General features: G+C 68.1%; 14 protein-coding genes and 1 pseudogene. 5 read left to right on the top strand and 10 right to left on the bottom strand.

Annotated features, from left to right (window positions below; all coding sequences use genetic code 11):
* Positions 1–175: 175 nt before the first annotated feature.
* The 5 genes from HHX41_RS31610 to HHX41_RS31590 all read left to right on the top strand — a co-directional run bounded on the left by HHX41_RS31610 (position 176) and on the right by HHX41_RS31590 (position 2,831).
* Entirely contained in the window at positions 176–895 is a 720-nt protein-coding gene (locus HHX41_RS31610; protein WP_182908855.1) for a hypothetical protein, read from the top strand.
* A gap of 273 nt (positions 896–1,168) precedes the next feature.
* Positions 1,169–1,414, top strand: coding sequence for a hypothetical protein (locus HHX41_RS31605; RefSeq protein ID WP_169953045.1), 246 nt, complete (start codon positions 1,169–1,171; stop codon positions 1,412–1,414).
* Positions 1,411–1,836, top strand: a complete 426-nt coding sequence (locus HHX41_RS31600; protein ID WP_182908854.1) for a PIN domain-containing protein — start codon at positions 1,411–1,413, stop codon at positions 1,834–1,836. The genes HHX41_RS31605 and HHX41_RS31600 overlap by 4 nt, the downstream gene beginning before the upstream one ends.
* A 192-nt stretch (positions 1,837–2,028) precedes the next feature.
* A complete protein-coding gene (locus tag HHX41_RS31595) occupies positions 2,029–2,430 on the top strand; it encodes a hypothetical protein (protein ID WP_182908853.1) in 402 nt (133 codons plus the stop codon).
* Entirely contained in the window at positions 2,427–2,831 is a 405-nt protein-coding gene (locus tag HHX41_RS31590; protein WP_182908852.1) for a hypothetical protein, read from the top strand. Before HHX41_RS31595 ends, HHX41_RS31590 begins: the two co-directional genes overlap by 4 nt.
* 347 nt (positions 2,832–3,178) lie before the next feature.
* On the opposite strand, the pseudogene HHX41_RS42430 reads toward HHX41_RS31590, so the two are convergent.
* From HHX41_RS42430 to HHX41_RS31545, 10 genes and pseudogenes are all read right to left on the bottom strand, one after another.
* A pseudogene (locus tag HHX41_RS42430) lies at positions 3,179–3,286 on the bottom strand (hypothetical protein); the annotation flags it as partial.
* A gap of 128 nt (positions 3,287–3,414) precedes the next feature.
* On the bottom strand, positions 3,415–4,392 hold the full coding sequence (locus tag HHX41_RS31585; protein WP_182908851.1) for a cyclase family protein: 978 nt from the start codon (positions 4,390–4,392) through the stop codon (positions 3,415–3,417).
* Complete coding sequence (locus HHX41_RS31580; protein ID WP_169987439.1) at positions 4,379–5,161, bottom strand: IclR family transcriptional regulator; 783 nt, start codon at positions 5,159–5,161, stop codon at positions 4,379–4,381. The genes HHX41_RS31585 and HHX41_RS31580 overlap by 14 nt, the downstream gene beginning before the upstream one ends.
* Before the next feature lie 64 nt (positions 5,162–5,225).
* Positions 5,226–6,314 (bottom strand): extracellular solute-binding protein, encoded by a 1,089-nt coding sequence (locus HHX41_RS31575; RefSeq protein ID WP_182908850.1) that lies wholly within the window; start codon positions 6,312–6,314, stop codon positions 5,226–5,228.
* A 267-nt stretch (positions 6,315–6,581) separates the two neighbouring features.
* Positions 6,582–7,721, bottom strand: coding sequence for an ABC transporter ATP-binding protein (locus tag HHX41_RS31570; RefSeq protein ID WP_182908849.1), 1,140 nt, complete (start codon positions 7,719–7,721; stop codon positions 6,582–6,584).
* Positions 7,722–7,728: 7 nt separating this feature from the next.
* Positions 7,729–8,589: an ABC transporter permease gene (locus tag HHX41_RS31565; protein WP_211593041.1), complete on the bottom strand. Its 861-nt coding sequence runs from the start codon at positions 8,587–8,589 to the stop codon at positions 7,729–7,731.
* Entirely contained in the window at positions 8,586–9,446 is an 861-nt protein-coding gene (locus HHX41_RS31560; protein ID WP_169987433.1) for an ABC transporter permease, read from the bottom strand. Before HHX41_RS31560 ends, HHX41_RS31565 begins: the two co-directional genes overlap by 4 nt.
* Positions 9,447–9,542: 96 nt before the next feature.
* The gene (locus HHX41_RS31555; RefSeq protein WP_182908848.1) at positions 9,543–10,328 is read right to left on the bottom strand and encodes an SDR family NAD(P)-dependent oxidoreductase; all 786 of its coding nucleotides are present in this window, start codon (positions 10,326–10,328) and stop codon (positions 9,543–9,545) included.
* Positions 10,329–10,458: 130 nt separating this feature from the next.
* Entirely contained in the window at positions 10,459–11,247 is a 789-nt protein-coding gene (locus HHX41_RS31550; RefSeq protein ID WP_182908847.1) for an HpcH/HpaI aldolase/citrate lyase family protein, read from the bottom strand.
* On the bottom strand, positions 11,244–12,161 hold the full coding sequence (locus HHX41_RS31545; RefSeq protein ID WP_220504593.1) for a hypothetical protein: 918 nt from the start codon (positions 12,159–12,161) through the stop codon (positions 11,244–11,246). Before HHX41_RS31545 ends, HHX41_RS31550 begins: the two co-directional genes overlap by 4 nt.
* Positions 12,162–12,168: the final 7 nt, after the last annotated feature.

The following is a 12,168-nucleotide window of genomic DNA, read 5'->3' as shown; positions in this document are numbered from 1 at the left end:
AGGAGAAGTGGAACGGGTGACGGGAATCGAAACCCGCGCTGCCAGCTTGGGAATAGGCTACTGATCTTGCCGTGCTGAGCTGGGAAAACAGGGGTGCAGGTCAGGGCTGGCCGAGTGACCGTGAGTTTCCCTGATTCACCGCTGATCGCCCTCCGTTCTGGCACGCATCTGGCACGTGATCAAGGTCGTGACCTGGCCGCTTCTCTACCTGGTCTCGCGTTGGTCATTCAAGTCGAGCAGGGAGACAATTCCTGACGTGTACTCCATCTATCAGGAAGGAAGCGAAGCCGGGCGGTTCGCAGCCCAGATCTACCGGGGGCTGCGTGAGGGCGACCTTCGCGCCGAGCCGTTGGTCGAGCTTGCGTGCCTAATGGAGGAACTTGATGCAGGCCGCGCTCCGGTGAGAGAGATCCTAGAACGCCCGACAGCGGAGTTGACATCTGAGGAAGTGGCCCATCTCGGGCGGGACCTGCTTAGGGTGACAGGCTTCGATCAACTATGGGCCACGCTGGAGACAGCAGTGAAGGTCGTGGAAAACGAAGTCCGCGCCTCAGGTATCGATGTGGTGCTGACGATCGTGATCCCGGACTGGGATGACAGCGGCTGCGCGAGGGTGGAGTGCTGCGGCGGTTGTGGCGGTCCTGCCATCTGGCCGAGCAGCGGACGAGACGTCGACGTCGCCCTTGTCGAGATCGCAGACGCAGTTCAGGACGTCGTGATGGAGCACATCTGGGGAGTGTGGCCGACCTGTCCCGAGCACCGGCTTGGCTTACATGCTGCCTTGGTGGAGGGCACCGCAGTATGGCAATGCGCGGGCAAGGGCCTCCACACTGCGGCTGCCATCGGTGACCTTGGCCTGAGTGCTCGCCAAAGGCATTCTCGCCGTTCGAAGTGAGGAGATGCATGAGGCTCGGTCATATCCAAGGCCATACGTTGGTCTGGGCCTTCTCGCTTGGAGCGGGTGACGGGAATCGAATCCGCGCTGTCAGCTTGGGAAGTCTTGCAAGATGATGCGGCTTGAGCTGCGAAAACGGTGACCTGGGCGTATGCCGATCAAGTTACCGCGAGTCCCCGTCCCCGCCCCGTGGCTGCCCGATGATCGCCGACTGCACGGGCACCCCGCGCCGCGTCCCTGCCGCTAGCGATATCGCGAGCGTAGACTCGGGGCATGAGCGCCGGGCATGCGCATGAGGAGCTTCATCACCTGGTTGACCGGCTGTCGCCGGACCAGGCAGGTCGGCTGCTGCGGTTGGTCAAGACAGACCCGGAACTTGCTGAGGCCGCGAACGAAGATCTATCGGAACCGGTACGGCGTCGTCGGCTGTCGATCGCGGGGATCGGCGCATCCGGAGAGGGCGATCTGTCGGAACGGGTCGAAGATCTGCTGGCGGAGCGATTCAATCGGTCGGTGTGACCGCTACGCTCCTGGACACAGGGCCGCTGATCGCCGTTGTCGACCGCGATGACAAGCACCATGCCTCGTGTGTGCGTCTCCTGGAGCAGTTAGCAGGGCCGTTGCTCCTTCCTTCGACCATCCTGATCAAGGCTGCTTGGACGATCAACAGGCATATGGGACCGGCCGTACATGCGCAGTTCCTTGATCTCGTCACGGAGGAGTTCGAGCTGGTCGATCTGTTTGCCGCTGACGTACGACGTATGGCCGAACTCGTCCGGCTATACAAAGATGCTCGTCTCGACCCTGCCGATGTGTCTGTGGTCGCAATCGCCGAGCGTCTGGAAATCACACAAATCGCGACGATCGACCGGCGCGATTTCGGCCTGATCCGGCCCCGGCATGTGGCGGCGTTCAGGCTGCTGCCGGAGGTGCTCGCTTAGCTCTTGGAGCGGGTGACGGGAGTCGAACCCGCGCTGTCAGCTTGGGAATTGCATGGATCACGCCTCGTAGGCCCGCTGAGCTGGTCGTCACGCCTGTCAAGAGTGACCGTGATTGACCCCTCGTCACCCTGTCTAATTGCATGCTAATTGCACGGTGATCACGGCGTGACGTGGAGATGGGACGCTTCTTCGATGGATTTCTCGGAGTTCGCCGCGGTGAAGCAGCGGGTGATGGGCGAGTCGTTCCCGAGCGCCGGGGATGACCTGGACGGCATGGCGATTGACTTCGATGCTTACCTGTGGCACTCGCCGCTGATCAAGGAGGTGTCGGTTCGCCGTACCGGCGATACGAACAACCTGATCACCGCCACGTGCCAGGCGGTGCCGGGATGTTCGATGGTGGAGCTCGCGGCGGAGCTCGAACGGGTCTGGTTGCGGGATCTCAGATACTCGGCCTTCGAGGCTCACGTGATCACTGCGGGTGAGCGGGGAGTTCACCTTGATGCAGTGACACAGATCGCCCCGGGCGGCTTCTACGTAACGGGCTCCATCCTCGCTGAGACGGCGCAGTCGGCCACGGGAGAGACAACATGACGATCTCTTTCGACGGGACCTTCTACCGCGTCACGGATCCCGAGTTCGAGATGGTCATTGCAGCCTGGGAGGGGTACGAGCCGGACGCTGCTGACCAGGCAGACGCGACAATCACCTTCCGCGACGGCTCGCGCCGGTATGCGACCTTCATGACCCTGGACGCAATCCAACAGATCATGGACAAGGATGCGCGTACTGGTGAGTGCCTCGATGGCCGGTACTTCTGGTGCTCAGACTTGATCGTCATCAGGGGCGTCGGGTTCGAAGGCATGGCGGCCGCGATCCGAGACCTGGTCTCCTCGAGAGGCATCGAAGGAGCATGTGGCCTGCTCGACCCGATTGATGATGACGAAGAGAAATCAACGCCTCGGGAGAGCCCGGGACGAGAGTGGAGCGGGTGACGGGAATCGAACCGGACCAGTAACAGGGTTCTCACCTGCGGGTTTGCTGTTCAGGCTGGTGGCGTCTACCGGGTTGAGCCGGGTTCTGTGGCGTTCTGCCTACTCCTGCCGGTCCGGTGTGCCCGCGTGGGCACACCGATGATCTCACTCAATGAGGAAGACGCGAGCCGTCAGGACGCCGGGGCCCTGCGGGCGGCGCTCGATCCGCCCCGCATGGGCACGGCTCGGCCCGATCGCCGACCTCCATATCGGTTATATGCGGTACGGCGAGCGGCTCACCGGTGCGCGGCCGGTCTCTCCCCGGCCTGAGCTCAACCCGGGCGCGAAACGGTCTGACGGCGCGCGGCCTACGGGTGGGCGTCCAGGGCGATGTACTTCTCCTCGAGGAATTCGAGGATGCCGTCGAAGCCGCCCTCCCGTCCGAGTCCGCTCTGCTTCACGCCGCCGAGGGGCGCGCACCCCGGGCTTCCCGCGGTTCAAGGGCCGGCGCCGGTTCGACACGATGGAGTGGCCCAAGGACGGCGACGGCTGCCGGTGGGACTCCCAGCCCGGCCACCCCTCGGCCACCTACGTCCGGTGCTGATTACTTGATCGCGAGCGCGTTCGGCGGCGAGCCCACCCCGCCGACGAGGTTCAGCGGCTTGCATGTGAGGAAGAATTCGTAGACTCCGTCGGCGGCGCAGTCGGCGGCGAGGTCGTCGAGCTTCCACAGTTCGCCCATCGCCATGCCGAGCAGCGCGATGAGCGGGCGGTGCAGCATTCCGCTGTGGTCCACGCCCCGCTCCGGAGGCCGGTCGTGCTCGGACCGGAAGTCGGACTCGAGCACGGGGTCGGCCTCGACGGCCGGGTTGTCGCCCGCGACGAGCGCGATCTGGCGGTCCCAGAGCCAGCGCAGGATCGACTCCCGCTGGGCCAGCCCCGGCGACTTGTTGCGCCGGTTGAACTCGACGCGTTCCTCGGTCGACTTGGCGACGTAGTTCTCGGCCCACCCGGTGCGCAGCAGTAGCAGGTCGCCGCCCTGCCAGGTGACGCCCTGCGCCGCGGCGATCGCGTCGAGGGTCACGTCGTCGAGCGCGATCGTCTGCTCGCAGTCGTACGGCCGGCCCTCCCGCTCGAAGAAGCGGGGCACGTCGAGCAGGACGCCTCGCCCCGCGATCCCCGACTGCGCCCAGTTGTGGATGCCGAGCGCCGTCGAGCCCTCGTTGTTCTCCTCAGCCGGAAGCCCGCCGTAGAAGCCGTGCCTGGGATGCCCGATGTGCCGCAGCGCGTCGAGCTGCGAGGTGGACTGCAGGTAGAAGGAGTCGAGCCAGTCGTCGCGGTGGAACTCGTTGTTGGCGAAGACGTGGTGCTCGGTCCGCCGCCTGGTCCCGGTCGGGTACGGCTCGAAGGCGTTGACCGGGTAGTCGAGGTTGAACCGGCGCCCGGTGCGGACCAGGCGGGCCGCCGCGGCCACGCGCTCGGGGGTCAGGAGGTTGACGGTGCCGAGCTGGTCGTCGCGTCCGAAGACGTCCCAGCTCGACCCGGCGACCTCGGCCTCGGCGAGCTCGTCATAGTTCGGCAATACGTTTCCTCTCTTGGCCGCCGCCCAGTTCGTCGCTGAGCATGGCGGCGGTGCTAAGGAGCTTGGTGAGGGCCGGCGATCCGGGCGAGAGGTCGGCCATCTGGTCGGCTCCGAGCACCGCCACGGTGGCGCAGATGCCGTACTCGTCGTACACGGGCGCCGCCGCGGCGAACAGGCCGTCGGGGTGGCTCGTGATGCTGTAGCCGTTTCGCCGGGCCATGTAGACCCCCGCCTCCAGCTCCGACCGCCTGGCGGCCGACATGCCCTCGGTGGCGCGTTCGAACGCCTGCTGGTCCTTGCAGGCGAGGAAGACGCGCAGTTGCGAGGAATTGTGGTCGAGTTGGGTGCCGGAGTGGACCGTCACGACGAGGGTGCGGCTGAGGTCCTCGTTGACGAGCGCCACGACCGGCCCCCGCGCGCCCCAGACGCCGAGCACCGACGTCATGCGCACGGTGGCGGTGAGCTCCGCCAGGTACGGCGGCGCGATCTCCACGACGCGCCGCCGCCCCAGGGCGTAGATCCCCAGCTGCACCATCAGGCCGCCCAGGACGAAGGTGCCCCTGCGGTGCCCACGCTCCAGAATGCCCGCAGTAACAAGCGAGGCGCAGTACCGGTACGCCGTCGTCCGGTTCAGCCCCAGCCGATCGGCGACGTCCGCCGCCGTGAGCTCGGTCGTATGCGGGCCGAAAAGCGCGCAGATCTGCCCGACCCGCTGGACCGCCTGGATGTCGGAGCCGGAGGCCTCGCCGCTCACGTCAATGTTCGTCATGGCTGAACTCTAGTTCACATGGAGAACTTGATAGTGGACGCGAGGTGAGCGTGTGAGACAACTCTCAGCTCACCAGCCAGTTGTTGAGCTTGGTCGTGACCTCGTCCCAGTGCTGGGAGTACCACTCGATGTCCTGGACCACGGTCTTGCCGGTGTTCGCCGGCCCGTAGACCTCCACGGCCTTGCCGTTGTCGGTCAGGTTCGGCTTGGCCTTGAGGTTGACCGGCACGGTCCCCAGCATCTCGGTGATCTTCGCGACCGGCCCGGGCTGCACCAGCGACCGCAGGAAGTCCTGCGCGGTCTCCTTGTTCTTCGAGCCGAGCGGCACGGCGAGCGCGTTGACCGACACCACGGTCGTGTCCCACACGATCTTGATGTTCTTCTTCTCGTTCAGCAGCGCGATCAGCCGCGAGTCGGACAGCAGGAACATGTCGACCTGGCCGGAGGCGGCCGCCTGCTGCAGCGCGCCCACGTTCGGCGCGAAGAGGGTGTCCTTGCGGATGGTGGCCCACTTGTTCAGGGCGCGGTCGACGTCGAGCGGGTAGAGCTTGTCGGGCGCGACGCCCTCGGCGAGGAGCGGGTACTCCAGGATGCCGTTCTGCAGGTTGGTGATGACGCCGCGCTTGCCGGGGAACTTCGCCGTGTCGAAGAAGTCCGCGAGCGTCTTCGGCGCCGTCGCCGGGTCCGGGAACTTGTCGGCGTTGTAGGCGAACGGGCTGGCGTTCCCGAAGTTGCCGACGTAGCACTCGCCGATCGCGTTGGGGACGAAGTCCTTGGTGTTCAGGTCGCCGAGGTTCAGCTTCTCGAACAGCTTCCCGCAGTGCTGCGTCGCCGCGGCGGGCGCCACCGAGACGACGTCCCACTGGACGACGCCGGAGGTGACCTGCGCCTTCACCTGGGCGACGTCGGCCGGCGAGGAGTTGACGAAGGTGACGTTGGGGTGCGCCGCGGTGTAGGGCTCCTGGAACGCCTTGATCTGCGCGTCCTGGCCCGATCCGCCGTAGGAGACGTAGGCGAGCCGCACCTGCCCGCCGGCCGCGTCCGAGCCCGCGTCGCCACCGCCGCCGCCACCGCCGCCGCCGCAGGCGGCGAGCAGCAGCATGGCCGCGGTGAGACCGGCGCCCGCGAGGACGGTTCTTGATCGAGATTTCATGATCTTACCTCTCAGAAGGAGTCAGTCGCCAAAATTGTTCGCAATGCGAGCAATAGACCCCGAGATGCGCACACGGTACCCGAGTCGCGTCCGACAGGTACAGAGTCCGCATCGAGATCGTTTATATTTGTGCGAAAAATGCAATGTGAGTTCACGATGCGGTCTTAGCGGACGTCAGAGGGCATGCGAAAGAAACGCGCCGCGAAACCGACGACGGCCGCGTTTCCCGGCGCTTCAGGCGAGTGGAATGACGGAAACCCCCGGCGGTCAGGCCGCGACGATCCGCTGCGCCCCCGGTCGCCACCAGGCCACGATCTCGTCGCCGATGGCGTAGTCGCCGCGCAGCGGGCTGACCCGGGTACGGCCCGGCAGCCCCCGCCCGCCCATCGCGAGCAGCAGCGTCCGGTACGAGCCCATGTACTCCACGTCCCGGACGACCGCCCGCACGGCGTTGGCCCCGGGCGGCACCTCGTCCCGGCGGGCCGCGACCTCGACGTCCTCGGGCCGCACCACGATCGCGCTGCCCGCGCGCACGCCGGGATGCGCGGCGACGGTGGCGGGATCGACGCCCCAGCTCTCGCCGTCCCAGACGATGCTCCTGTCGAGAGCCGCCTGCCCGAGCTCGAAGACGTTCGAGTCGCCCAGGAACCGCGCCGTGAAGAGGGTCTCCGGCTCGGCGTACAGCTGCTGGGGCGTGCCGATCTGCTCGATGCGCCCGTTGTTGAACAGCGCGATGCGGTCGGAGAGGTTCATCGCCTCCTCCTGGTCGTGCGTCACGAAGACGAACGTGGACCCGACCTCGCGGTGGATGCGCCGGATCTCCGCCTGCAGCGCCGAGCGCAGGTTGCGGTCGAGCGCGCCGAGCGGCTCGTCCAGCAGCAGCGCCCTGGGCTCGAACACGATCGCCCGCGCCAGCGCGACCCGCTGCTGCTGCCCGCCCGACAGCTGCGAGGGGTGGTTGTCGTCGCGCCCGGTGAGCTGCACGAGCTCCAGCACCTCGGCGACCTTCCGGGCGATCTCCCGCTTGGGGACCTTGCGCTCCCGCAGCGGATACGCGACGTTCTGCGCCACCGTCAGGTGCGGGAACAACGCGTAGTTCTGGAACAGCATGCCCAGGTTGCGCCGGTGCGGCGGCACGTCGCTCACGTCGGTCCCGTTGAGCGCGATCGTGCCGGCGGTGAGCGTCTCGAACCCGGCGATGAGGTTCAGGGTGGTCGTCTTCCCCGAGCCGCTCGGCCCGAGAAACGTCATGAACTCGCCGGGCCGGATCGTCAGCGAGATGTCGTCCACCGCCGGGGCCGCGAGCCCGAAGTCCTTGGTGACGCGGTCCAGGCGGATCTCGGTGCCGCTCGGAGTCCCGGGCGACGATCCGGTGGCCTTCACCGTCGTCGAAGGTGTCGTCGTCATGGTTCTCCTATCGGCGGCGAGCCCTGCCGCGGAGCAGCTGGGGCAGTAGGAAGATGATGGTCACGGCCACGACCATCAGGCTCGACGCCGCCGAGATCGTCGGGTCGATCTCGACGGTCACGCTGTTGTACATCTGCACGGGCATGGTCTGGAACACCGGCGACCGCAGGAACAGCGCGAGCACGACCTCGTCGAACGAGACGATGAACGCGAAGATCGCGCCGGTCAGGATGCCCCGGCTGATCAGCGGCATCGTCACTCGGACGAACGCGCGCGACGGCGAGGAGCCGAGCGACGAGGCGGCCCGCAGCAGCTGCGGGTCGAAGCCGCCGAGCGCGCCCGTAACGGACACCACCACGTACGGCACGGCGATCGCCGTGTGCGCCAGCACGTACCCGAGCACCGTGCCGGTGAGCTGCCAGCCGAGGAAGGCGATGTACACCGCGACCGCGACGACGATCGCCGGGGCGACGATCGGCACCATCAGCAGCGTCCGGACGAACCGTGCCACCCTCCCCTGCATCCGCGACAGCGCCACCGCGGCGGCGGTCCCCACCGTCGTGGCCAGCACCGCCGTGAGCGTCGCGACCAGGAACGAGTTGCTCAGGGAGTCCAGCCAGATCGGGTTGGTGAAGAAGTTCTCGTACAGCCGCCAGGTGAAGCCCCGCGGCGGGAACTCGAACGTCGCCGCGTCGCTGAAGCTCATCGGGATGACGAACAGCGTCGGCAGGATGAAGAAGATGACGACGACCCCGCCGAACGCCTTGAGCCACCACGGGATCGGATCGACCTTCGTGTACCGCCGGCGTCCGATAGCCGGGCCACTGGCCGTCGCCGGGCTGCTGGTCATCGCTGGGCTGCTGGTCATCGACGGCCTTCCGTTCGACCGGCCGCGACCACACCGATCGCGGACATGGTGCCACCCATCCGGTTCGCCCACGCCACGAGCACGAGCGTGACGACGAGAACGAGCATGCCGAGCGCCCCCGCGGCGGCGAAGTCGAGCAGCAGGGTGGTGCGCTGCGCGAGCAACTGGGCGACGAGCGACTCCTGCGGCGACCCGAGCAGCGCCGGGGTCACGTAGAACCCGAGGCTGAGCGTGAACACCAGGATCACCCCGGCCATCACCCCGCCCCGGGACAGCGGCCAGTACACCTTCCAGAACGCCGCGGTCGGGGAGGAGCCGAGCCCCCGCGCGGCGAGCAGCAGCCTGCGGTCGATGGCGCCCAGGGTGCTGAACAGCGGCAGCACCATGAACGGCAGCATCACCTGGGTCATCGCGATCGTCACGCCGACGGTGGTGCCGTAGAAGACGACGTCGTCGGCCCCGAAGAACTCGAACAGGCTCTGCACCGGCCCGCCGTCCTGCAGGATGATGATCCACGCGAAGTTCCGCGCCATCACCGACGTCCAGAAGGGGATCAGCACGATCACCAGGAGGATGCCGCGCGCGCGTGGGCTCACCCGGGTCATCAGGTACGCGTACGGGTACCCGATCAGCAGGGCGGCGGCCGTCACCGTGGCGGCGGTCACCGCCGTGCGCCAGAGCACGGTCAGGGTCACGCCGTCGGTGAAGAGGTTGCTGTAGTTGCTCAGCGTCCACCCGGGGGTCGAGACGCTGCGGATCAAAGTGTCGGCCAGCGGCACCAGCAGGATCCCCGCCAGCAGGGCGAGCGCCGGTACCAGCAGGGGCCAACTCGGCCATCTGATCTTGTTCGAGGACATCCTCGTCCCCCTCCAGCTTGTACGGCTCAGGCGGTCAGTAAAGCAAGCCGTTGTTCATATAACAATTACTGTGTCCGTATCGTGAACATTCAACGGCTAGGCGCTGTACCCGCCGTCCACCGGCAGGACGACGCCGCTGATCTGGCTCGCGCGGTCGCTGAGCAGCCACGCCGCCGCGTTCGCCACCTCGATCGTCGTGCCGGCCTTCCGCAGCGGGACTGCGGCGACCCGGCGCTCCACGGCCGCCGGGTCGTCCTGCCGCCACTTGACGAACATCGGCGTCTCGGTGGGGCCGGGGGCGATCACGTTGACCCGGATGCCGAACGGCCCGTTGTCGTGCGCCGCCGTACGGGTGAAGCCGATCACCGCGTGCTTGGTCGCCTGGTACGCGCCGAGGCCCGTGTTGCCGCGGAACCCGCCCACGCTGCTGGTGTTGACGATCGACCCGCCCTTGTCACGCATGGCGCGGATCTCCTCGCGCAGGCACAGCCACACGCCCTTGACGTTCACCGCCATGATCCGGTCGAAGTTCTCCTCGGACACCTCGTCGAGCCGGCCGAGCTGGTTGATGCCCGCGTTGTTGAACGCGCCGTCGAGCCGGCCGTACCGGGCGAGGGTGTCGTCGACGAACCGCGCGACGTCGGCCCCGACGCTGACGTCCCCCACGGTGTAGGCGACGTCGTGACCCGCGGCGGTGAGCTCCTCGGTGAGCGCGGCGAGGGTGTCCCGCGACCGCGCGGCGACCATGACGGAGGCGCCCTCCTCGGCGAAGACCCGTACGGAGTCGGCCCCGATGCCGGTGCTCCCACCGACCACGAGGACGACCTTCCCGGCGAGCAGCCCGGTTCCGGGCGCGGGGCGCGCTCCTGGGTTGTCGGACAAGATCTCTCCCTCTCAGTTTTACAATTGGGCTAAATGGTGCATAACCGCCGATCCGGCGCTGACCCCGGGGTGGCGGGAAAGTGTCCGTCGAGCGGGGTGGTCGTCGGCGCCGGACCCGCGGACGCGCGGCTCAGCCCTCCTGGCCGGCCGCCCGTCCCTCGCGCACGGCGGCCGCGGCGGCCGACCCGAGCAGGCCGGCGTCGTTGCCGAGCATCGTGAAGGAGTACCCCGCGTCGATCGCGGCCCGCACCGACCGCCCGGTCGCCGCCCCGGCGTTGCCGATCGGCTTGCCGGCGGCGGCGCACGCCTTGATCGTCTGGCTGATCAGCTCGACCACCCGCGGGTCGTCCTCCGTCGTCTCCTCGGAGGTGGACAGGTCGGCGGCCCCGACGAGCAGCGCGTCCACCCCAGGCACGGCGGCGATCGCGCCCGCCGACCGGGCCGCCTCGGCGCTCTCGATCTGCGCGATGAACACCGCCTCCTCCTGGCCGTAGCGCAGGTACTCGGCGCGGTCCATCGCGCCCCAGGCCCCGGCGCGGCTCGTCGAGCCGACGCCCCTGGCGCCCAGCGGCGGGAAGCGGATCGCCCGCACGCCCGCCTCCGCCTGACCGACCGTGTCCACGTGCGGCAGCATGATCCCTTCGGCCCCGGCGTCGAGGACGCGCTGGGCGATGCCGCCGTCCAGGTTGGGGATCCGGACGATCGGCGCCATTCCCAGGTGGTTGGCGGTGCCGATGAGCCGGTACGCCGTCTCCAGGTTCATCGCCGAGTGCTCCAGGTCGATGACCACGAAGTCGAACCCGGCCAGTGCGAGCAGTTCGACGCTCTCCATCACCGGCAGCTTCACCCACGTGCCGAGGGCGGGCCCGCCGGCCCGGGCCAGCGCGGCCCGGAACCGGCTGGTGCGCGCCGTGCTCATGGCGCCGGGTACTCGTCCGCGTTGAGGATCCACCCGGGACGGGCGGAGAAGTCCTTGCGCGGCGGCGAGAAGATGTCGATCAGCTGCTGGTACGGGCCCACGCCCTGCGTGGTGTGGATCGCCGGCGGCGGGATGACGGTCAGCGACGGCGTGCCGACGCGGCCGTGATCCTCGGGCCGCCATTGGGTCGAGTCCGGCCCCCAGGGGTACTGCATGTGGTGGACGAACTCCCCCTTCACCCCCAGCGAGAGCTGTTCGAAGTCGTCGTGGGAGTGTGGGGAGAGCTTGAGCGGGTCCCTGGGGGTGGGCTCTTCCGCGAGGAAGTTCACCATCAGATTGGTGGTACGGAAGATCCGGCCGAACCGCCCCTCGGTGATCGGCGTCTCCGCGAGCCGGTGGACGCGCAGCCGGAAGCCGTCCACCGGGTCCGGCCACGGCACCAGCGGGGCGCAGCGGGGGTCCGGCTCGGCGTAGGCGGCGGCGTTGAGGGCCGCGTCGCGCAGGTCCTCGGCGACGGAGGAGAACACCCGGATGATGGGCCCGTCGGTCAGCGCCTCGATGAGGCTGTCCCCCGGCGGCACCACCACGAACGCCTCCTCGGCCACCTCCCGCGTCTCGTCCCCGGCGATGACCCGGATCGAGGCGCTGTCGGAGTACAGCAGGACGGCGTACTCGTCGGGCTGTCCCGCACGCGTGAAACGATCGCCGGCGACGGCGTCGGTCCACGCAAGCACGACGTTCTGCCCGCGGGCCAGCCAGGTCCGGCTCCCGCCCGGGCCGGTCTCGGCGGGCGCGAACTCGGAGAACTCCAGATACTGGGCCGCCCGGATGGGGGTGGACGGATCGACCGCCGTCTGCGCGGCCGGGGCGTTCGCCAACTGGGACCGGAGGTCGTCCTTGGCGTACATCGTCATGTGGTTG

It is taken from the genome of Microbispora sp. H13382, assembly GCF_014161445.1.
Taxonomy (GTDB): domain Bacteria; phylum Actinomycetota; class Actinomycetes; order Streptosporangiales; family Streptosporangiaceae; genus Microbispora.
Note: the sequence above shows the minus strand (reverse complement) of the source record. Positions and strands in the feature narration are given on the sequence as shown.

Excerpts from the sequence above, each read along its gene's own strand:
- HHX41_RS31570 (WP_182908849.1), bottom strand. The coding sequence starts at position 7,721 with ATGACGACGACACCTTCGACGACGGTGAAGGCCACCGGATCGTCGCCC.
- HHX41_RS31605 (WP_169953045.1), top strand. The coding sequence starts at position 1,169 with ATGAGCGCCGGGCATGCGCATGAGGAGCTTCATCACCTGGTTGACCGG.
- HHX41_RS31560 (WP_169987433.1), bottom strand. The coding sequence starts at position 9,446 with ATGTCCTCGAACAAGATCAGATGGCCGAGTTGGCCCCTGCTGGTACCG.
- HHX41_RS31550 (WP_182908847.1), bottom strand. The coding sequence starts at position 11,247 with ATGAGCACGGCGCGCACCAGCCGGTTCCGGGCCGCGCTGGCCCGGGCC.
- HHX41_RS31545 (WP_220504593.1), bottom strand. The coding sequence starts at position 12,161 with ATGACGATGTACGCCAAGGACGACCTCCGGTCCCAGTTGGCGAACGCC.
- HHX41_RS31590 (WP_182908852.1), top strand. The coding sequence starts at position 2,427 with ATGACGATCTCTTTCGACGGGACCTTCTACCGCGTCACGGATCCCGAG.
- HHX41_RS31565 (WP_211593041.1), bottom strand. The coding sequence starts at position 8,589 with ATGACCAGCAGCCCAGCGATGACCAGCAGCCCGGCGACGGCCAGTGGC.
- HHX41_RS31580 (WP_169987439.1), bottom strand. The coding sequence starts at position 5,161 with ATGACGAACATTGACGTGAGCGGCGAGGCCTCCGGCTCCGACATCCAG.
- HHX41_RS31575 (WP_182908850.1), bottom strand. The coding sequence starts at position 6,314 with ATGAAATCTCGATCAAGAACCGTCCTCGCGGGCGCCGGTCTCACCGCG.
- HHX41_RS31595 (WP_182908853.1), top strand. The coding sequence starts at position 2,029 with ATGGATTTCTCGGAGTTCGCCGCGGTGAAGCAGCGGGTGATGGGCGAG.